Origin of the sequence: Mycobacterium sp. SMC-8 (assembly GCF_025263565.1) — a bacterium.
Classification (GTDB): Bacteria; Actinomycetota; Actinomycetes; order Mycobacteriales; family Mycobacteriaceae; genus Mycobacterium.
In genome coordinates this window covers 2957175-2977829 of record NZ_CP079865.1, presented here as the reverse complement: position 1 = coordinate 2977829, position 20655 = coordinate 2957175, and the positions used below count along the sequence as shown (strand labels likewise).

The 20655-nt window shown below is 68.5% G+C and carries 17 protein-coding genes, 1 pseudogene and 1 riboswitch; of the genes and pseudogenes, 11 read left to right on the top strand and 7 right to left on the bottom strand.

The features are described from left to right. Positions 1-47 precede the first annotated feature (47 nt). On the bottom strand, positions 48-1544 hold the full coding sequence (locus tag KXD97_RS14545; protein WP_260757550.1) for a gamma-aminobutyraldehyde dehydrogenase: 1497 nt from the start codon (positions 1542-1544) through the stop codon (positions 48-50). Between the two features lie 123 nt (positions 1545-1667). Between KXD97_RS14545 and KXD97_RS14540 the strand changes: the two genes are divergently transcribed. From KXD97_RS14540 to KXD97_RS14530, 3 genes and pseudogenes are all read left to right on the top strand, one after another. After that, on the top strand, positions 1668-2189 hold the full coding sequence (locus tag KXD97_RS14540; RefSeq protein WP_260757549.1) for an Lrp/AsnC family transcriptional regulator: 522 nt from the start codon (positions 1668-1670) through the stop codon (positions 2187-2189). Continuing rightward, positions 2186-3574 carry an aspartate aminotransferase family protein gene (locus KXD97_RS14535; RefSeq protein WP_260757548.1) on the top strand — a complete coding sequence of 463 codons (1389 nt, stop codon included), beginning with the start codon at positions 2186-2188 and terminating at the stop codon, positions 3572-3574. Before KXD97_RS14540 ends, KXD97_RS14535 begins: the two co-directional genes overlap by 4 nt. A gap of 116 nt (positions 3575-3690) precedes the next feature. Continuing rightward, a pseudogene (locus KXD97_RS14530) lies at positions 3691-4686 on the top strand (SMP-30/gluconolactonase/LRE family protein). A 72-nt stretch (positions 4687-4758) separates the two neighbouring features. On the opposite strand, the gene KXD97_RS14525 reads toward KXD97_RS14530, so the two are convergent. Beyond that, entirely contained in the window at positions 4759-5601 is an 843-nt protein-coding gene (locus KXD97_RS14525) for a LuxR C-terminal-related transcriptional regulator (RefSeq protein WP_260757546.1), read from the bottom strand. A gap of 60 nt (positions 5602-5661) precedes the next feature. On the opposite strand from KXD97_RS14525, the gene KXD97_RS14520 reads away from it, so the two are divergent. Together KXD97_RS14520 and KXD97_RS14515 are read left to right on the top strand one after the other, a co-directional pair. After that, positions 5662-7353 (top strand): AMP-binding protein, encoded by a 1692-nt coding sequence (locus KXD97_RS14520; protein ID WP_260757544.1) that lies wholly within the window; start codon positions 5662-5664, stop codon positions 7351-7353. Beyond that, positions 7353-8969, top strand: a complete 1617-nt coding sequence (locus KXD97_RS14515) for an AMP-binding protein (protein WP_260757543.1) — start codon at positions 7353-7355, stop codon at positions 8967-8969. The genes KXD97_RS14520 and KXD97_RS14515 overlap by 1 nt, the downstream gene beginning before the upstream one ends. Before the next feature lie 57 nt (positions 8970-9026). Here the strand turns inward: KXD97_RS14515 and KXD97_RS14510 are convergent, their stop codons facing one another. Both KXD97_RS14510 and KXD97_RS14505 read right to left on the bottom strand, forming a co-directional pair. Next, positions 9027-9206 carry a hypothetical protein gene (locus tag KXD97_RS14510; RefSeq protein WP_260757542.1) on the bottom strand — a complete coding sequence of 60 codons (180 nt, stop codon included), beginning with the start codon at positions 9204-9206 and terminating at the stop codon, positions 9027-9029. Between the two features lie 98 nt (positions 9207-9304). Beyond that, positions 9305-10465: a metallophosphoesterase gene (locus tag KXD97_RS14505; RefSeq protein ID WP_260757541.1), complete on the bottom strand. Its 1161-nt coding sequence runs from the start codon at positions 10463-10465 to the stop codon at positions 9305-9307. A 206-nt stretch (positions 10466-10671) separates the two neighbouring features. Here KXD97_RS14505 and KXD97_RS14500 point away from each other — a divergent pair, with 206 nt between their 5' ends. Next, entirely contained in the window at positions 10672-11829 is a 1158-nt protein-coding gene (locus tag KXD97_RS14500) for a D-alanyl-D-alanine carboxypeptidase family protein (protein WP_396885408.1), read from the top strand. Here KXD97_RS14500 and yhjD read toward each other — a convergent pair. Together yhjD and trpS are read right to left on the bottom strand one after the other, a co-directional pair. Then, complete coding sequence (yhjD, locus tag KXD97_RS14495; RefSeq protein WP_260757538.1) at positions 11826-12872, bottom strand: inner membrane protein YhjD; 1047 nt, start codon at positions 12870-12872, stop codon at positions 11826-11828. The genes KXD97_RS14500 and yhjD overlap by 4 nt on opposite strands. A 16-nt stretch (positions 12873-12888) precedes the next feature. Then, a complete protein-coding gene (gene trpS, locus KXD97_RS14490) occupies positions 12889-13902 on the bottom strand; it encodes a tryptophan--tRNA ligase (RefSeq protein WP_260757537.1) in 1014 nt (337 codons plus the stop codon). A gap of 94 nt (positions 13903-13996) precedes the next feature. On the opposite strand from trpS, the gene KXD97_RS14485 reads away from it, so the two are divergent. Next, positions 13997-15022 (top strand): alpha/beta hydrolase, encoded by a 1026-nt coding sequence (locus KXD97_RS14485; RefSeq protein WP_260757536.1) that lies wholly within the window; start codon positions 13997-13999, stop codon positions 15020-15022. 6 nt (positions 15023-15028) lie between these two features. Here KXD97_RS14485 and KXD97_RS14480 read toward each other — a convergent pair whose 3' ends face one another. Then, positions 15029-15841 (bottom strand): exodeoxyribonuclease III, encoded by an 813-nt coding sequence (locus tag KXD97_RS14480; protein ID WP_260757973.1) that lies wholly within the window; start codon positions 15839-15841, stop codon positions 15029-15031. Positions 15842-15929: 88 nt separating this feature from the next. Between KXD97_RS14480 and KXD97_RS14475 the strand changes: the two genes are divergently transcribed. The 4 genes from KXD97_RS14475 to KXD97_RS14460 all read left to right on the top strand — a co-directional run bounded on the left by KXD97_RS14475 (position 15930) and on the right by KXD97_RS14460 (position 20263). Further along, positions 15930-16787: an alpha/beta fold hydrolase gene (locus tag KXD97_RS14475; protein ID WP_260757535.1), complete on the top strand. Its 858-nt coding sequence runs from the start codon at positions 15930-15932 to the stop codon at positions 16785-16787. Positions 16788-16903: 116 nt separating this feature from the next. Beyond that, positions 16904-17023: riboswitch (SAM riboswitch) on the top strand. Positions 17024-17058: 35 nt separating this feature from the next. Then, on the top strand, positions 17059-18399 hold the full coding sequence (locus tag KXD97_RS14470; protein ID WP_260757972.1) for a bifunctional o-acetylhomoserine/o-acetylserine sulfhydrylase: 1341 nt from the start codon (positions 17059-17061) through the stop codon (positions 18397-18399). Next, positions 18399-19526, top strand: coding sequence for a homoserine O-acetyltransferase (locus KXD97_RS14465; RefSeq protein ID WP_260757534.1), 1128 nt, complete (start codon positions 18399-18401; stop codon positions 19524-19526). The genes KXD97_RS14470 and KXD97_RS14465 overlap by 1 nt, the downstream gene beginning before the upstream one ends. Next, positions 19523-20263, top strand: coding sequence for a class I SAM-dependent methyltransferase (locus KXD97_RS14460; RefSeq protein ID WP_260757533.1), 741 nt, complete (start codon positions 19523-19525; stop codon positions 20261-20263). The genes KXD97_RS14465 and KXD97_RS14460 overlap by 4 nt, the downstream gene beginning before the upstream one ends. The last annotated feature ends 392 nt before the right edge of the window (positions 20264-20655 follow it).

Here is a 20655-nt window from a genome sequence, read left to right as displayed (position 1 = left end):
CTGCGATCCGGCCTTCGCCAGCGACCAGGAATGCTATTCCGCGGGGCCTAGCGCTTGGTGAAAATCGTTCGGTGCCAATCCTTGTCGGCCACGCCGGTGATGTCGCTCATCACGTGCTTGATCGACAGGTATTCCTCGAGCGAGTACTGGCTCATGTCCTTGCCGAAGCCCGACGCACCGAATCCGCCATGCGGCATCTCCGAGATGATCGGGATGTGGTCGTTGATCCACACGCAGCCGGCATGGATCTCGCGTGACGCCCGCTGCGCGCGGTACACATCACGCGTCCACGCCGACGCCGCCAGGCCATAGGCCGTGTCATTGGCCTGCCGAAGAGCGTCGTCGTCGTCGGTGAACGAACGCACCGCCAGCACCGGCCCGAAGATCTCGTCGCGCCACACCTCGGACGACTCCGACACGTCGGCGATCAGCGTCGGCCGGTAGAACGACCCGGGGCCGTCCGGGGCCACCCCGCCCGTCACGATCCGTCCGCCCTCCCCGGGCGCCCGCTCGACCATGCCGGCGACCTTCGCCCGGTGCGCGAGCGTGATCAGCGGCCCCAGGTCGGTGTCGGGGTCGTGGGGATCACCGACCACCACCTTGCCCATCACCTCGGCCACCCCGGCGACGAAGTCGTCGTACAGCGGCTGCGCGACGATTGCCCGCGTCGCGGCCGTGCAGTCCTGGCCGGTGTTGATCAGCGCACCCGCGACCGCACCCTGGATCGCGGCGTCCAGATCGGCATCGTCGAACACCACGAACGGGGCCTTGCCACCCAGCTCCAGCTGTGTGCGATGGCCGTGTGCGGCCGCCGCCACCATGACCTTGCGTCCCACCGGCGTCGAACCGGTGAACGTCACCATGTCGACGCCCGCATGCCCCGCCAGCGCGGTGCCGACGTCGGCTCCGGACCCGGTCACGACGTTGAACACCCCCGGCGGCAGTCCCGCCTCGACCGCCAGCCGGGCCAGCGTCAGCGTGGTGAGCGGGGTGATCTCGGCGGGCTTGATCACCACGGAGCAGCCCGCGGCCAGCGCCGGCAGCACTTTCCACACCGCCATCTGCAGCGGGTAGTTCCACGGGGTGATGGTGGCGACCACGCCGACGGCCTCGCGCCGGATCGAGGAGGTGTGATCACCTGAGTACTCCGCGGAGGCCTTGCCTTCGAGGTGGCGGGCCGCCCCGGCGAAGAAGTCGATGTTGTCGACGCTGCCGGGCACGTCGAATTCGGTGGCCAGCCGCACGGGTTTGCCGGTTTGGCTGACCTCCTCGGCGACCAGGTCCGCGGTGGCCTCGTCGGCCAGTTTGGCGAGCCTGGCCAGCACGGCCGACCGCTCGGCCGGGGTGGCTGTGGACCAGCCGCGCAGCGCGGCGCGCGCCGAGGCGACGGCGGCGTCGACGTCGCCGGGCTGAGCCAACGCGTATTCGGCCACGGGCGCGCCGGTCGCGGGGTTGATCACGTGATGAGCCGGTCCCCGCGTATTGACGGGGGCTCCGTCGATCCAGCTGCCTGCCAGGACGGGCGGGGAGGAAACTGTGGTCATGGCGTCAACGCTATCGCGCCCGCCGCGTCGAAGCTACGCATTACTGCATCGTGAGCGGCTTGATACGCGTGATTTCATGGTGATGGTTGCCTGTGACGACGGATTCCGTGCACAATCACTCACATGGCTAACCTGGGGATACCGCATGCCGTCGGCCCTGTCTCGTTCCGCGTGAACGAGTCTCGCCCGGGTGCCGCCTTCCAGCTCGACGAACTGTCCAAGGCGATCATCGAGAAGCTGCAGCAGGACGGCCGCCGTTCGTACGCCGGGATCGGGAAGGCCGTCGGCCTGTCCGAGGCCGCGGTGCGTCAGCGGGTGCAGCGCATGGTCGACGCCGGGGTGATGCAGATCGTCGCCGTCACCGATCCCATGCAACTGGGATTCGCCCGACAGGCGATGATCGGTATCAAGTGCACCGGGGACACCACCAAGATCGCCGAGAAGCTCGCCACGATGGAATCGGTCGACTACGTCGTGCTGACCGCCGGCTCGTTCGACGCCATCGCCGAGGTCGTCTGCGAAGACGACGACCATTTACTGGAACTGCTGAACACGCAGATCCGCGCCATACCGGGAGTGATATCCACCGAAACCCTTGTTTATCTGAAACTTGTTAAGCAGCAATACAATTGGGGTACACGATGACGATCATTTCTGAAACCGAACAGAAGGCGGGCACCGAGCTGGCCGCCAAGGCCAACCGCCACCTGTGGGGTCACTTCGCCCGCCACGGCGCAGGTATCACCCCTCCGATCATCACCCGCGGCGAGGGTGTGCACATCTTCGACGACAAGGGCCGCAAGTACATCGACGGCCTTTCGGGCCTGTTTGTGGTCCAGGTCGGCCACGGTCGCAAGGAGCTCGCCGAGGCCGCCGCCAAGCAGGCCGAGCAGTTGGCGTTCTTTCCGCTGTGGTCTTACGCCACCCCCACCGCGGTCGAATTGGCCGAACGGCTGGCGGGTTATGCGCCCGGGGACCTGAACCGGGTGTTCTTCACCACCGGTGGCGGCGAGGCCGTCGAGAGCGCGTGGAAGCTGGCCAAGCAGTACTTCAAGCTGACCGGCAAGCCGGGCAAGCACAAGGTGGTGTCCCGCTCGATCGCGTATCACGGCACCCCGCAGGGCGCCCTGTCCATCACCGGCATCCCCGCGTTCAAGGCGCCGTTCGAGCCGTTGGTGCCCGGCGGGTTTCGCGCGCCGAACACGAACTTCTACCGTGCGCCCGCCGAATATGCGCACGACGAAAAGGTTTTCGGCCGCTACTGCGCCGACCGGATCGCCGAGGCCATCGAATTCGAGGGGCCAGACACCGTCGCCGCCGTCTTCCTCGAGCCGGTGCAGAACGCGGGCGGCTGCTTCCCGCCTCCGCCCGGGTACTTCGAGCGGGTCCGCGAGATCTGCGACGAGTACGACGTCTTGCTGGTCTCCGACGAGGTGATCTGCGCCTACGGGCGCATCGGTTCGATGTTCGCGTGCAACGACTTCAACTACGTACCGGACATCATCACCTGCGCCAAGGGCTTGACGTCGGGCTACTCCCCGATCGGCGCGATGATCGCCAGCGACCGGCTGTTCGAACCGTTCAACGACGGCCAGACCGTGTTCGGGCACGGCTACACCTTCGGCGGGCACCCGGTGTCCTCGGCGGTGGCGTTGGCCAACCTCGACATCTTCGAGCGTGAAGGGCTCAACGACCGCGTCAAGCAGAACGCACCGGCGTTCCGCGCGACGCTGGAGCAGCTGCTGGACCTGCCGATCGTGGGCGACGTCCGCGGCGAGGGCTACTTCTACGGCATCGAGCTGGTCAAGGACAAGGCCACCAAGGAGACGTTCAACGACGAGGAGTCCGAGCGGCTGCTGCGTGGCTTCCTCACCCCGGCGCTGTGGGAGGCCGGCCTGTACTGCCGTGCCGACGACCGCGGCGACCCAGTGGTGCAGCTGGCCCCGCCGCTGATCTCCGGGCAGGCCGAGTTCGACGCGATCTACGACGTGCTGCGCGGCGTGCTCGGCGAGGCGTCGGCCCGTATGTAAACCGCCGCGCCGAAATCGCATTCCACGCGGCACATCCCGAGGAGGAACCGCGTGGAATGCGATTTCGGCCGAGGTTCTCGCTGCGCACCTTTCCAGGTCCGGACGCTAAGGTCGGCATGATGCAGACGCCGAAGCCGTCGATCGACCCGGTGCGGTGGCAGCCGCCGCCGGTACAACCGCTGCCGGAGTTCGGGCCCGCCGATCTCACGCTGGTGCCGGTGCCGGGCGGCGAACCGGAGGACGTCGTCGTCGACGCCGACGGCAATCTGTGGACCGGCGCGCTGGACGGCGGCATCGTGGCGCTGCGGCCCGACGGAACCTCACCCGAGGTGGTCTCGAACACCGGTGGCCGCCCGCTGGGACTGGCGTTCGGCGGCGACGGACGATAGCTGGTGGCCGACAGCCCGCGCGGACTGCTGGCCGTCGACACCATGAGCGGGCCCGTCGAGACACTGGTGGATTCGATCGACGGACGTCGGCTCATCTTCTGCTCGAACGTCACTGAAACAGCCGACGGCACAGTTTATTTCACGGAGTCCACATCGGCCTTCACCGTGGGTGACTACCTCGGGGCGATCCTGGAGGCCCGCGGCCGCGGGGCGCTGCACCGACTTGACCCCGACGGCACGGTCACCACGCTCGTCGACGGGCTGTACTTCGCGAACGGGTTGACGCCGACCGCCGACGGCTCGGCATTGGTGTTCGCCGAGACCCAGGGCCGCCGGCTGTCGAAGTACTGGCTGACCGGGCCGAAAGCCGGCACTGTGACACCGTTGGCGGTGAATCTGCCGGCGATGCCGGACAATCTGTCCACCGGCGCGAACGGCCGCATCTGGTGTGCGATGGTGACCCCGGCCAACCCGTTGGCCGACCGGCTCGCGGCCGGCCCGCCCATCCTCCGAAAGGCGCTGTGGCGGTTACCCTCCCGATTGCAACCCAAGCCGAAGGCTGTGGTGTGGGTGGTGGCGTTCGATCCCGACAGCGGGCAGGCCGTCGCGGGCATGCGCACCACCCATCCCCGATTCAGCATGGTGACCGGCCTGGTCGAGGGCGGCGGCCGGTTGTGGATGGGCAGCATCGGCTCCCCCAACCTCGGCTGGATCGCCCTCTGACTCCCGCCGAAATCGCATTCCACGTGGCTGAATCGCGACTTGACGCGCGTGGAATGCGATTTCGGCGGGGGGTCAGGGGATCAGGCGTAGCCGCCGTGCCTTCGACACCGCTTCGTAGCGGGTGCGGGTGCCCAGTTTGGTGGCCGCACTGCGCAAATAGCTCTTCACAGTCTCGGGTTTGAGCGAAAGACGCTGCGCTGCCTCGGCGTTGGTACACCCGAGGGCGACCTGTGCCAGCACGTCGAGCTCGCGCGGGGTGAGCGGTGCGGCGCCGGTCTCGTCAGCCTCGCCGGACAGCTTCTCGGCCAGCTCGCGCAGCCTGTCCTGCAGCTCTGCGGGCGCGTCGACGGCCAGCCGCCGCAGCTCGGCGTGTACCTCGCGGATCCGCTCGGCTCCGACCAGACCGTCACCGAGGTTGGCCGCGTGCGCGTCACGCAACCGCAGCCTGCGGTCCACCTCGTCGCGGATCCGGAACTCCTCGCTCAGCCGCCGCGCGGCGTCCACCACCATGTCGGCCACCCTGCCGCCGACCGGCGCGCCGGTGCGGTACGCGCCGTACAGCATCGCCCGGGTCCGCCCGTCGACCAGCACCGGTACGGCCAGCACCGACTGGATGCCCTCCGTCAGCACCGGTCCGTCGTAGTCGTGGGTGATGCTGGACGCGTTGCGGTAGTCGGCCACCGCCAGCGGACGGCCGGCAACCATGCTGGCCCCGCCCAGCCCCGAGTTCGACCGCACCGCCAGTCCGCGCAGCCCGCCGGTGCGCACTCCGTGGTACTCGGTGATCAGCAGGGTGTCGCCGTGCACCTCGCCGCCGAACAGCACCGGGACGTCACCGAGCACCGCGATACGGCGCAACTCCGCGCGCACCGCGTCGGCGTCACGGGGTCGCAGCAATGACGACGGGACGGGCACTGGGCTCTACCCTCTTTCGGGGGTGGTGGACGGACGACTGTGACCTAGATCCTATTAGGCATGGCGAGCAACACCGATCTCTTCCGTAGCGCACGCGACCGCCTCGTCGACGTCATGGCCGATTACGACAAGGCCGTGGAGACCTTCGAGTGGCCGCGGATCACCGGTACGTTCAACTGGGCCACCGACTGGTTCGACGAGATCGCGCGCGGTAACGACCGCGTCGCCCTGTGGATCGTCGACGAGGACGGCGCCGAGCGCCAGGTCACGTTCGACACGATGGCGCGCCGGTCCGACCAGGTGGCGTCGTGGCTGCGCAAGCTCGGCGTGAGCAGGGGCGACCGCGTCATCCTGATGCTGGGCAACCAGGTCGAACTGTGGGAATCGATGCTGGCGGTGGCCAAGCTGGGCGCGGTCATCATGCCCACCACGGGCGCGCTGGGACCAGCGGACCTCGCCGACCGCATCACCCGCGGCGGGGCCGGCTTCGTGATCGCCAATGCCGCCGACTCGGGCAAGTTCGCCGACGTGCCGGGCGATTACGTGAGGATCGTCGTCGGCGACGCGGTGCCGGGCTGGCAGTCCTATGCCGACGCCGCCGCCGTCGAGCCTGCCGGGCCGCACGACCCGCAGACCGCCGCCGAAGACCCGCTGCTGGTGTATTTCACCTCCGGCACCACCAGCAGGCCCAAACTCGTCGAGCACTCCCAGATCAGCTATCCCGTCGGGCACCTGACCACGATGGCCTGGATCGGCGTGCGCCCCGGCGACGTCCACCTGGCGATCAGCTCGCCGGGCTGGGCCAAACACGCGTGGAGTTGCTTCTTCGCGCCATGGATCGCCGAGGCCACGATCTTCGTCTACAACTACCGCCGCTTCGACGCCTCGGCGCTGCTGCACCAGATGCGCCGGGCCGGCGTCAACACGTTCTGCGCGCCGCCGACGGTGTGGCGGATGCTGATCCAGGCCGACCTGGGTGAGTGCCCGCCCGGGCTGCGCGAGGTGCTCGGCGCCGGGGAACCACTGAATCCCGAGGTGATCAGCGCCGTGGAGCGGGCCTGGGGCCTGACCATCCGCGACGGGTTCGGCCAGACCGAGACCACGCTGCAGATCGGCAACACCCCGGGCCAGCCGGTCAAGGCCGGGTCCATGGGCCGCCCGATGCCCGGTGTGCCGGTCGTGCTGGTGGACCCGCTGACCGGTGAGCTCGCCGAGGAAGGCGAGATCTGCCTGGACCTCGGCCAGACCCCACTGAACCTGATGACCGGATATCTCGGCGACGACGACCGCAACGCGCTGGTGATGCGGGACGGCTACTACCACACCGGCGACGTCGCCTGCCGCGACGCCGACGGCTACATCACCTACATCGGCCGCACCGACGACGTGTTCAAGTCGTCGGACTACAAGGTGTCGCCATTCGAGTTGGAGAGCGTGCTCATCGAGCACCCGGCGGTCGTCGAAGCCGCCGTGGTCCCGCAGCCCGACGACACCCGGCTGGCCGTGCCCAAGGCCTACGTCAGCCTGGCCGAGGGCTGGACCGCCGACGCCGACACGGCCAGGTCGATCCTGGAGTACTCCCGCGATCACCTCGCCCCGTACCTGAAGGTGCGCCGGGTCGAGTTCTTCGAGCTGCCCAAGACGATCTCCGGCAAGATCCGCCGCGTCGAGCTGCGTCGCCGCGAGGAGGACGCGCACGGCGCAGGCCGGCCGATCGCCACCGAATACCGCTACGAGGATCTGGTGCAGTGATGAGTGTGGCCTACGACGCCGGCCCGACCGACACCCCGATCCTGGAGGAGACGATCGGCGCGAACTTCGAGCGGATCGCCGCGGCGTATCCCGACCTCGAGGCGCTGGTCGACGTCGCCGGCGGCCGACGCTGGACCTACGCCGAGCTGGACCGCGAGATCGACACGGTGGCAAAGGGTTTGATGTCTCTCGGTGTCGACGTCGGGGACCGGGTCGGCATCTGGGCACCGAACTGTCCGGAATGGACGATCGTGCAGTACGCGACGGCGAAGATCGGCGCGATTTTGGTCAACATCAACCCCGCCTACCGCACGCACGAACTGCGCTATGTGCTCGAGCAGTCCGGCGTGGCCACGTTGATCTCGGCCACCGCGTTCAAGACCTCGGACTACGTCGCGATGGTCGATGAAGTACGTCCGGAAGTCCCTGCACTCCAACGGGTTCTGTTCATCGGCACCGATGACTGGGACCGTCTGCGCGCCGGCGGCGACCGGATCGACGACGCGCAGTTGCGGGACCGTGGCGCCGCGCTGTCCAACCGGGACCCGATCAACATCCAGTACACCTCCGGAACCACCGGGTTCCCGAAGGGTGCGACGCTGTCGCACCGCAACATCCTCAACAACGGCTACTTCGTCACCGAGCAGATCCGGCTGCAACCCGGCGACCGGCTGTGCATCCCGGTGCCGTTCTACCACTGCTTCGGAATGGTGATGGGCAACCTCGGCTGCACCACGCACGGCGCGACGATGGTGATCCCCGGGCCGGCGTTCGATCCGGACCAGACCCTCCGTGCGATCGAAACCGAAAGGTGCACCGCGGTTTACGGCGTGCCCACGATGTTCATCGCGATGCAGAACCGCGCGGACTTCGCCGAGCGGGACCTGTCGTCGCTGCGGACCGGCATCATGGCCGGCGCCGTGTGCCCGGTCGAGGTGATGAAGCGCTGCGTCGAAGACATGCACATGTCCGAGGTCTCGATCGCCTACGGCATGACCGAGACGTCCCCGGTGTCGTGCCAGACCCTCATCGATGACGACCTGGAGCGGCGGACGGCCTCGATCGGGCGGGTGCACCCGCACGTCGAGATCAAGATCGTCGACCCGCAGACCCGCGAGGTCGTCGAGCGCGGCAGCCCCGGCGAGTTCTGCACGCGTGGGTATTCGGTGATGCTCGGCTACTGGCGCGACGAGGAGAAGACCCGCCAGGCGGTCGACGCCGACGGCTGGATGCACACCGGCGACCTGGCCGTGATGCGGCCGGACGGGTACTGCAACATCGTCGGGCGCATCAAGGACGTCGTGATCCGCGGCGGGGAGAACATCTACCCGCGCGAGATCGAGGAGTTCCTGTACACCCACCCCGACATCGAGGACGCCCAGGTGGTCGGGGTGCCCGACGACCGGTACGGCGAAGAGGTGTGCGCGTGGATCCGGATGCGGCCGGGTCGCCCCGCCCTCGACGCCGCCGCGCTGCGAGACTTCGCCTCCGGCAAGCTCGCCCACTACAAGATCCCGCGCTACGTGCACGTCGTCGACGAGTTTCCGATGACGGTGACGGGCAAGATCCGCAAGGTCGAGATGCGCGAGGTCAGTGCCCGCCTGTTCACCTCGTAGCCGGCCCGGGCGCGAAAAAGGGGCGCCCCCACCACCAGAGGCGCCCCTTCCGCGCGTCTACACCCGCCGCAGGGGCGGGGCAGACGGTGGCATTCGGACCGGCAGCCGGGACTGGGACGCCGGATGCCTGCGCATCGCTTCCTCGAACTCGCGGGAGCGGCGCTCGGCCGCGCAGAACGCCGGGTGGGTGTCGAGCCGCACCACGGACGCGCTCTTGGTCGCCGTATTCGGGGCCATCGTCGCTCCTCCCGCGGAAGTCCTGGTCACTCCAGGTTGCTGATCGCACCTGAGCGTTACCGTCGGAGTTGGCTGAGATGTACCCGAGACTTCGGCCGTCAAACCCCGTCGGCGCGCAGATCCAGCAGGCTGATGTCCGGCGGGGCGCCCACCCGCACCGGCGGCCCCCAGAAGCCGGCCCCACGGGTGACGTAGAGCTGCGTGTCCCCCACCCGGGACAGCCCGGCCAGCGCGGGCTGGGCCAGTGCGACGGCGTAGTGGAACGGCCACATCTGGCCGCCGTGGGTGTGCCCGGAGAGCTGCAGATCGACCCCGCGCTCCGCGGCGCCGGCGACCGCGACCGGCTGGTGGGCCAGAAGGACGGTCGGGTCGCCGGGGTTCACGCCGTCCAGCGCGAGGTCGAGATCGGGCGGATCGGACCGCTGCTCGCCGGCGATGTCGTTGATCCCGGCCAGGTCGAACGCGGCTGTGCCGCGGCGGATACGGGTGTTCTCGTTGCGCAGCGGCTGCAGCCCGAGCCGTTCCAGTTCGCGGATCCACTCCGCGGTGTCCTCGACGAAGTACTCATGGTTGCCGGTGACGAAGAACGCGCCGTCGCGGGACTGCAGGTCCTGCAGCGGTGCCGCGGCCGCTCCCAGCTCGGCGACGGTGCCGTCCACCACGTCGCCGACCACGGCGATCAGGTCGGGCTCGGTCTCGTTGATGATCCGCACGATGCGCTCGGTGTGCGCCCGGCCCAGCAGCGGGCCGAGGTGGATGTCCGAGACCACCGCGATGCGGTAGCCGTCGAACGCCCGGTCCAGCCTCGGTAACCGGACCGGGACCCGCAGCAGTTGCGGCGGCTTCACCGCGGTGGCCACACCGGTGCCGACCAACCCGACGGCCGCGGCGCCGGCGGCCACCGCCGACGCACGGGCCAGGAACATCCTGCGATCGACCGCCGGAGCCTCGTCGGCTGCCGGTGCGGGCCGCGCCCACCGGCGCAGGACCAGCCGCACCGGCTCGAGCACCAGCAGGGTCAGGAAGAGGTAGACGACCAGGCCGAACCACAGGTAGCCCGGCCAGGCCAGCCAGCCGGACTCCGCGACACCGAACACCCGGGGCACGAGCAACGCCGCCAGCACGAGCAGCAACAGCGTCGCGACCAGGCCGGACAACAGCCACCGGGCGGGACCGCGGGCGGTGGTGTCCTTGACCATCCGCTTCCACACGTAGAGGTGCATCAACGCCAGGATCGAGCCGAGAACAAGAACGAACATGCCCGCCCTTCGCGCGGTTTCCGAGGTGGCACCCAGCCTAGTTCCGCGGCCGACGACCCCTACCCCGGCGAGTCACATCTGAAACTCCAACCACATCCGTCACCGCGTGGCTCCCGGCTACGACCTGCCCGATCGCCTAATCTGCCCAGACGATGGCGACTCTACGGACAGTCCTGACGCGGGCATCTGCGCTGGTCAGCGTTGCGATGCTGACGCTGGCGCCCGTCGCGGCCGCGCAGCCGGCACCTGAGGTGAACGTCTGTCCGTACCGGGAGACGACGCCACCGGCGGTGGATGCGTCCGAGGTTCCCAAACCCGGCGACCCGACGCCCGGCCCGCTGCCGGTGCCGGCCAAACCCATGGGCGGCGACGCGCTGTCCGGGTGCGGTGTGATCACCGCCCCCGGATCTCCGCCGGTGCCCGGCGACGTCTCCGCCGAGGCGTGGCTGGTCGCCGATCTCGACACCGGTGACGTCATCGCCGCCCGCGACCCGCACGGCCGGCACCGGCCCGCCAGCGTCATCAAGGTGCTGACCGCGATGCAGGCCATCAACGACCTGCCGCTGCACAAGGTCGTCCCGGGCACCGAAGAGGACGCGGCCCAGGAAGGCACCAAGGTGGGCGTCGGTCCGGGCGGGTTCTACTCGATCAACGACCTGCTGCACGGACTGCTGATGTACTCGGGCAACGACGCCGCGCACGCGCTGGCCATGCAGATGGGCGGCATGGAGACCACCCTGACCAAGCTCAACGCGCTGGCGAACAAGCTCGGCGCGCGCGACACCCGGGTGGCCACCCCGTCCGGGCTGGACGGCCCCGGCATGAGCACCTCCGCCTACGACATGGGGCTGTTCTACCGGTACGCCTGGAGCAACCCGGTGTTCAGCGACATCGTGGCCACCCGCTCATCGACCTTCCCCGGCCGCGACGGCGCCGGCTACCCCATCGAAAACGACAACAAGCTGCTGGCGAACTACCCGGGCGCCCTCGGCGGCAAGACCGGTTACACCGATGACGCCGGCCAGACATTCGTCGGCGCCGCCACCCGCGACGGCCGTCGGCTGATGGCGGTGCTGTTGCGCGGCACCCGGCAGCCGATTGCGCCGTGGGAGCAGGCGGCCCGGTTGCTCGACTACGGCTTCGCCGTCGCTGCAGGCACCAAGGTCGGCACGCTCATCGAACCGGACCCGTCGCTCGGCGTGATCCGGCCCGATCCCGCCACCGCCGCGACCGCCAACGCCAACGCGGTGCTGCCCGACGTCGACGCGATGCCCGTGCGGGTCGGCGTCGGGGTGATCGGCGCGGTCATCGTGCTCAGCTTGATCATGGCCGCACGCGCGGTGAACCGCCGGCCCGCCCGTTAAGGCTTAAGCCGGCGCGAAAGAACCAGCGCGCCAAGGGCTCCCATGGCAGCCGCGGCCGCTGCCTGCCACACCGGCAGATTCGGGCGCTCGAGGATCCGGTTGTTGATGACCGCGGGCCCCGGGGCGGGCACCGGTTCCTCGGTCATGTTCTCGGGCATCGTCGCCGCCCACGCGGTGGCGAACAGGATGAGCCGGGACACGATGTAGGCGAACACCATCAGGCCCAGCACCGGGCCGAACGTCGCACCGGCGGGGCCGGTGAGCACCCGCTGCAGATACACCGTCGCGAAGAACTTGAAGATCTCGAAGGCCACCGCCGCGATCAGCCCGGCCCGCACGCTGCTGCGGAAGCTCACCGACTCGCGCGGCAACCGGAAGATCATGTAGGTGAACAACATCCACGAGACCAGCACCGCCACGACGATGGAGGCGATGCGCAGCATCAGGTTCAGGCCCGGGGCGTCCTCGATTCCGAGCCGGTCCAGCACGTCGGCCATCACCGAGGTGTTGCCCAGTGCGGTCAGCGCGAGCGTGACGATGATCGCGGCGAACGTGGTCAGCAATGCCACCAGATCCGACAGCTTGGTCTTGAGGAAGCCGGGCCGCTCGTCGCGGTACAGCCCCCACATCTGGCTGAGCGCCTCCCGCAGGTTGGCCATCCATCCCAGCCCGGCCCATGCCGCCGTCGCCAGACCGATGACTCCGACGGTGCCGCGCGACTCGATCGCCGAGTCCATCAGCTCGATGAGCTGCTGACCGAGGTTCCCGCTGACAGACGAGCGGATGCGATCCTCCACCACCGCGAGCAACTCGGGTTGGTTGGCCAGCACGAACCCGCCGATCGAGAAACCGAGCATCAGCAGCGGGAACAGCGCGAAGATCGTGAAATAGGTGATGCCCGCCGCGTAGAAGTCACCATTGGAGTCGTTGTAGCGCTGCTGGGCGCGCATCACATGGTCGAACCAGGGCATCCGCGCACGCCACCGGTCCAGGAGCCCGGGCTTCTTCTCCTCGGACTCGGCCGGCACGGGCTGCACTGTCATCCGACCCCCTCGTCGATTAGCGAGCTGCCAGGAACCCTAGCCGGTCGTATACCCGGCGCAGCGTCTGTCCAGACACCTCACGGGCCCGCTCGGCACCCTTGGCCAGCACGCTCTCCAGCTCCGCGGGATCGGTGAGCAACTCGTCCACCCGGTTCTTGATCGGCGTGACGAACTCGACGACCGCCTCGGCGGTCTCCTTCTTCAGGTCGCCGTACCCGCGGCCGGCGTACCCGTCGACGAGCTTGTCGATGTCCGCGCCCGTCACCGCGGACTGGATGGTCAGCAGGTTGGACACCCCCGGTTTGGCTTCGCGGTCGAACCGGATCTCGCGCTCGCTGTCGGTGACGGCCGACCGAATCTTCTTGGCGGTCTTGGCCGGATCGTCGAGCAGGCTGATCAGCCCGGCGTCGCTGTCGGCCGACTTGCTCATCTTGGCCGTCGGATCCTGCAGGTCGTAGATCTTGGCGGTGGCCTTCGGGATCATCGCCTCGGGTACGACGAACGTGTCCGGGAACCGGGCGTTGATCCGCTGCGCGAGGTCGCGGGCGAGCTCGAGGTGCTGACGCTGATCCTCGCCGACCGGCACCAGCTGGGTGTCGTAGAGCAGCACGTCGGCGGCCATCAGCACCGGATAGGTGAAGAGTCCGACAGTGGTCGAGTCGGCGCCCTGCTTCTGCGATTTGTCCTTGAACTGAGTCATCCGCGCCGCCTGCCCGAAACCGGTGAAACAGCCCAGCACCCAAGCCAATTCGGAGTGCGTGGGGACATGGCTCTGCACGAACACGGTCGCCCGCTGCGGGTCCACGCCGAGCGCGAGGTACTGGGCCGCGGTGGCCAGCGTGCGGCGCCGCAACGTCTGCGGGTCCTGCGCGACGGTGATCGCATGCAGGTCGACGACGCAGAAGTACGCGTCGTTGCCGTCCTGCAGGCTCACCCACTGGCTGACCGCGCCCAGCGCGTTGCCCAGATGCAGGGAGTCAGACGTGGGTTGCGCGCCCGAGAAAACGACGGGCCTGGCTGTGTTGCTCATGGTGACACCCATCTTCTCAGAACCGGCCGCCCGGGTTTACCCGTGCCGCCCCGCTACCATCCGGCACACATTCACGCCGTCGTCAGGAGAGTCAGTGCGCACGTTGGCAGTCACCGTCGCGGTCTTGCTGATCGCGGCGCTGCTGGGCGCCGGCAGCGCCCACAGCGCACCGCACCCCGACGGACGTGCGGTGGTGATCGTGTCCGGCGGCGCCGCGGTGAGCCCGTTCACCACCCCGGAACGGGCCTGCACATCCGGGCTGGCAGCCGGTAACACCGACACCGCACTGCGTGAGTACCTGCTGGGCCACGGCTACCGGGTCTTCACGTCCCCGGCGATGGCCGGCCGCGGGCCGGTAGTCGATCAGGCCGGGTTCGGGGCATTCGGCGACTGCGCCGTCACCCTGTCCGACGTGATGACCGTCGACTCGACCGGCAGCATCGACCTCGCCGGTGAGCATCTGGCGCGGTTTCTGACCCATCTGCACGACGAGTACAGCGTCCGGGAACTGGACATGGTCGGTCATTCCATGGGCGGGCTGTATTCGCGGGCAGCCTTCCGGGTGCTGCAGCACACCGGGTCTGCGCTGCGCATCAGGTCGCTGACCACCATCGGCACCCCGTGGCAGGGGTCCTACCTGTCCGATTACGCCAACGGCATCACACCCAGGTCGGACTGCCTCGGCGACGCGTTCTGCGAATCCGCCATGGACGGTATGAAGGCCGAGGTGGATGGGCTCATGACCGGCTCCGGCCGCGAAGTCAACCAGCGCTATCTGATGGGACCCAACGGCTGGAACGAGTTCCAGGCCGGCGTGCTCGACGACATCCCGGTGACGCTGATCGCCGGTGACCGGTTCACCCGGCCCGGGCCGGTCAACCCCAGGGTCTGGCCGAACGACGGCATCGTGGCGGCATCCAGCGCGCTGGCCGTCGACGTCAGCGACCGCGTGCTTACCCAGCGGCGCTGCTTCACGTTCGACGACACCCACAGCATCTACGTCTCGAACGAGGCCGGCCTGCCGTGGGAGACGGGGCTGACGTGGGATCCGCGGGTCCACGACGTGGTCCGCACCGCGCTCGAGGGCGCCCTCCCCGAGCCAAATCGGACCAGATGCTGAGCGGAATCACTCGTAGCGGACCGTCACCGGGCAGTGGTCGGACCATCGCAGCGCGTACGCGGCGGGGCGTTCAGTGACGACGGACGTGACGCGCTCGGCCAGGCCCGGGCTGGCCAGCTGGTAGTCGATACGCCACCCCGCGTCGTTATCGAACGCCTTGCCGCGCCACGACCACCACGCATAGGGACCCGCGACATCGGGGTGGGCCCGCCGCACCACGTCCACCCAGCCGGCTGACAACAGATCGCTGAGCCACTGGCGTTCCTGCGGCAGGAATCCCGCCTTCTTGACGTTGCCCTTCCAGTTCTTGATGTCGTTCTCGGTGTGGGCGATGTTCCAGTCGCCCGACAGCACCGCCTGCCGACCGGGGCGGGCCGACTCCGCCAGCAGCACCGACATCCGCTCGGCCACCGCGGCCATGAACCGTTCCTTCTCCAGCTGGCGGTCCGTTTCGGCCTCACCGGTCGGCACGTACACGCTGGCCACCGTCACCCCGGCGGTGTCCACCTCGATGTAGCGGCCGTGAGCAGCGAATTCCCCTGCCCCGCAGCCGATCCGAACGTCACCGTGGGGTGTGCGGGACAGCACCGCCACCCCGTTGCGGCCCTTCACGTGCGGCGCCGCCGACGCCAGGTGCCAGCCGTCGGCCAGCACGGGGGCCAGCGCCTCGGCCAGCTGCTCGTCGTCGGCGCGGGTCTCCTGCAGACACACCACGTTCGACGCCGTCTCCTGGAACCAGGCGAGCAGCCCGAGGTTCTCCGGGGAGCGCTGCTTGACCGCGGCGCGGATGCCGTTGACGTTGATGGTGCTGAGCGTGATGGGACCCGTCACGGCCGCTGACCTTAACCGAGCGCGTCCCGACGGCGTCCTTGCGGTACCGCCGGTATCACCTTTATCGTCGGGCCCTATGAGCCTTCGCGCGCCGATCCACCTCGGATCAGGGGAGCCTGTCCTGCTACTGCACCCGTTCACGATGTCGCAGAACGTGTGGAAGAACGTCGCAGCCCAGCTGGCCGGGGTCGACCCGGCCAACCCGGCGGCACCGGCGACCGGCCGCTACGAGGTGCTTGCGCCCACCATGCCGGGGCACAACGGCGGGGTGAAGGCGCGGTTCTTCCTCGACACCGCCGAACTCGCCGACGACGTCGAACGCCGGATGGACGAACTGGGCTGGGAGACCGCACACATCGTCGGCAACTCGCTGGGCGGCTGGGTGGCCTTCGAACTCGAGCGCCGCGGTCGAGCCCGCTCGCTCACCGCGATCGCCCCCGCCGGCGGATGGCACCGGTGGTCGCTGCCCAAATACGAGATCGTGTTCAAGTTCCTCATGGGCGCCCCGGTGTGGATCGTCGCCAAGATGTTCGGCGCGCGCGCGGCCCGGCTGCCCGGTGCGCGCGCGCTGGCCAGCGTGCCGGTCAGCGCCACCCCGGACGGCATCACCGACGCCGACCTCCTCGACATCATCGATGACGTCACCCACTGCGCGGCCTACTACCAGCTGCTGGTCAAGGCGCTGCTGCTGCCCGGGCTGATGGAGCTCGCCGACACCAAGACCCCGACGCACATGGTGATCTGCGAGAAGGACCGCGTGCTGCCGCACCCGCGGTTCGTGAACCACTTCCGCAAACACCTGCCCAGGAGCACCCGCTACACCGAACTCGACGGCGTCGGCCACATCCCGATGTTCGAAGCGCCGGAACGCATCACCGACCTGATCCGCGACTTCCTCGACGAGCAGATCGACCCGGAGCGCACGACAGGCTGATTCGCCACTTCCGCGACGGGAAGGCTGATTCGCCGCTCCGCGACGGGAAGGCTGATTCGCCGGCTTCCGCGACGGGCGGTGGCACCCGCACAGCCGGGTGCGATACTCTCTGACACGGTCATGAGCGCCAGCGTCAAGCCCCGGCTTGCTGGCCGGCAACCCTCCAACCGCGGTGGGGTGCCCCGGGAGACGACCAGGTTGAGTAGCCGCACACGGCTATAAGGCAAGCGCGGGTCCGCCGTGAAACGGGCCCCCTGTTTCGTGGAGGAGCATCACGTTGTCCGACATCACCGCACATTGGTCGTTCGAGACCAAACAGGTGCACGCAGGTCAGAGCCCCGACAGCGCAACCAACGCCAGGGCGCTGCCGATCTACCAGACCACCAGCTACACCTTCGACAGCACCGACCACGCCGCCGCGCTGTTCGGCCTCGCCGAGCCCGGCAACATCTATACCCGCATCATGAACCCGACGCAGGACGTCGTCGAGCAGCGCATCGCCGCGCTTGAGGGTGGGGTCGCGGCGCTGTTTTTGGCCTCCGGGCAGGCCGCGGAGACCTTTGCGATCCTCAACATCGCCAACCACGGCGACCACATCGTCTCCAGCCCGCGTCTCTACGGCGGCACCTACAACCTGTTCCACTACACGCTGCCCAAGCTGGGCATCGAGGTCACGTTCGTCGAGAACCCCGACGACCTCGACTCGTGGCGAGCCGCCGCGCGCCCGAACACCAAGGCGTTCTTCGGCGAGACGATCTCCAACCCGCAGATCGACATCCTCGACATACCCGGGGTCGCCGGTGTCGCGCATGAGGTCGGGGTTCCGCTGATCGTCGACAACACCATCGCCACCCCGTACCTGATCCAACCGCTGAGCCACGGCGCCGACATCGTCGTGCATTCGGCGACGAAGTACCTCGGCGGGCACGGCACGGCGATCGCGGGCGTGATCGTCGACGGCGGCACCTTCGACTGGACCAACGGCCGCTTCCCCGGCTTCACCGAACCGGACCCGAGCTACCACGGCGTGGTTTTCGCCGAACTCGGCCCGCCGGCCTACGCACTCAAGGCGAGGGTGCAGTTGCTCCGCGATCTGGGAAGCGCCGCCGCACCTTTCAACGCGTTCCTGATCGCGCAGGGCCTCGAGACGCTCAGCCTGCGGATGGAACGTCATGTGGCCAACGCGCAACGGGTGGCCGAGTTCCTCGAGGCGCACCCCGACGTCGTCTCGGTCAACTACGCGGGCCTGCCGTCCTCGCCGTGGCATGACCTCGGAAAGAAGCTGGCGCCCAAGGGAACCGGCGCCGTCCTCGCGTTCGAACTGGCCGGCGGCGTCGAAGCCGGCAAGGCGTTCGTCAACGCGCTCACCCTGCACAGCCATGTCGCCAACATCGGCGACGTGCGGTCGCTGGTGATCCATCCCGCTTCGACCACGCATCAGCAGCTGTCCTCCGAGGAGCAGCTCGCCAGCGGCGTCACTGCAGGTCTGGTACGGCTGGCGGTGGGCATCGAGGGCATCGACGACATCCTGGCCGACCTGGAGCAGGGCTTCGCCGCGGCCAAACCGTTCAGCGCAGCCGGTGCCGATCCGAAGACCGTGGCGTCGTTCTGATGACAATCGTGGACATCCTCACCGATCGTGTGGCGTTGCCGCCCGAAGGGGAGATCGGCGTCGTCGACATCGGTTCGCTGACCCTGGAGAACGGCGAGGTCGTCGACGACGTCTCCATCGCGGTGCAACGGTGGGGTGAGCTCTCACCAAATCGGGACAACGTCGTCGTCGTACTGCACGCACTGACCGGTGATTCGCACATCACCGGCCCCGCCGGACCCGACCACCCGACCCCGGGCTGGTGGGACGGCGTCGCAGGACCGGGCGCCCCGATCGACACCGACCGGTGGTGCGCGATCTCGACCAATGTGCTGGGTGGCTGCCGCGGCTCGACCGGCCCGAGCTCACTCGCCCCGGACGGCAAACCCTGGGGATCCCGGTTCCCGACGATCTCGGTGCGCGACCAGGTGGCTGCCGACGTGGCCGCCCTGGAACGGCTCGGGATCACCGATGTCGCCGCGGTCATCGGCGGATCCATGGGCGGGGCAAGGGCTTTGGAGTGGATCATCGCCCACCCGCACAGCGTGCGTTCGGCACTGATCCTGGCTGTCGGCGCCCGCGCCACCGCCGATCAGATCGGGACGCAGAGCACTCAGGTGGCGGCGATCAAAGCCGACCCGGACTGGTGCGGCGGCGACTATCACGGCACGGGGCGCTTCCCCGGGTCCGGGCTGGAGATCGCGCGGCGCTTCGCCCACCTGACCTACCGCGGCGAGGCCGAGCTCGACGAACGGTTCGGCAACGACCCACAGCTCGGTGAGGATCCCGCCACCGGCGGTCGGTACGCGGTGCAGAGCTATCTGGAATACCAGGGCCGAAAGTTGTTGGCCCGCTTCGACGCCGGCACCTATGTCGCCCTGACCGACGCGTTGTCCAGCCATGACGTGGGGCGCGGCCGCGGCGGGGTGGCCGCGGCACTGCAAGGGTGCCCGGTGCCCGCGGTGGTGGGCGGGATCACCACCGACAGGCTCTACCCACTGCGCCTGCAGACCGAGCTGGCCGAGCTGCTTCCCGGTTGCGACGGACTCGACGTCGTGGACTCCGAATTCGGCCACGACGGCTTCCTGGTGGAGACCGACGCGGTGGGCAAGCTGATCCGGCGCACCCTGGAGCTGGCGTCACGGTGAACGGCTCCCCCGACCGCCGCTCACTGTCCTTCGGTGCGGAGGCGGCCGCCTACGAACGGGGGCGGCCGTCGTACCCGCCGGAGGCCATCGACTGGTTGCTGCCCGACGGCGGCTCAAACCGTCTGGAAGTCCTGGATCTGGGCGCCGGCACGGGCAAGTTGACCACCCGACTGGTCGAGCGCGGCTTGGACGTCGTGGCTGTGGATCCCATCCCGGAGATGCTGGAGCTGCTGAGCACGTCGCTGCCCGACACCCCGGCACTGCTCGGCACCGCCGAGGAGATCCCCCTGCCCGACGGCAGCGTCGACGCGGTGCTCGTCGCGCAGGCATGGCACTGGTTCGACCCGGAACGCGCCGTCAAGGAAGTGGCCCGGGTACTGCGGCCGGGCGGGCGCCTCGGACTGGTGTGGAACAACCGTGACGAACGGTTGGGCTGGGTCAAGGATCTCGGCGACATCATCGGCCACGAGGTCGATCCCTTCACTCAGACGGTCGACCTTCCCGCCGCCTTCAGAGATGTCGAACGCCACGAGGTGGAGTGGACGAGTTATCTGACTCCGCAGGCCCTGGTCGACCTGGTGGCCTCGCGCAGTTACTGCATCACCTCGCCGGAGAAGGTGCGAGCCCGGACCCTGGACCGGGTGCGGGAGCTGCTGGCAACCCACCCGGCGCTGGCGAACAGCTCAGGGCTGGCGCTGCCGTACATCACGGTGTGTATCCGCGCGACCCTCGCCTGAGCCGCCCTGAGCCCGCACGCCGAAAAGGGGCGATCCACCACCGCGCCGTGAGGTCCCACACCTGACCGCCGGCAGGGATTGCGCGCGAATTCTGTCGGCACGTCATCAGCACGGACACCACCTTCACAGTTACCTGGCAGGGACGTCGCGGCACCCGCTGGCGGACACCACCGTCCGACACGGTGGACGGCCCCGAATTCGGGCGTTACGACTGCTATTCGAATTTGCAGATCCGCAGGTCACGCGCGAATCACAAGTTTTCTTCGAAACAATATTCCTTGCATAATCACACAACATCGCTGAGTGCACTACAGCGAATATTTACTCCTGCGACTACGCGCCTGTTAAAGCCTGGGTTGCCGGCGAACAAAAGTCCTTTGAACTGTATTGCA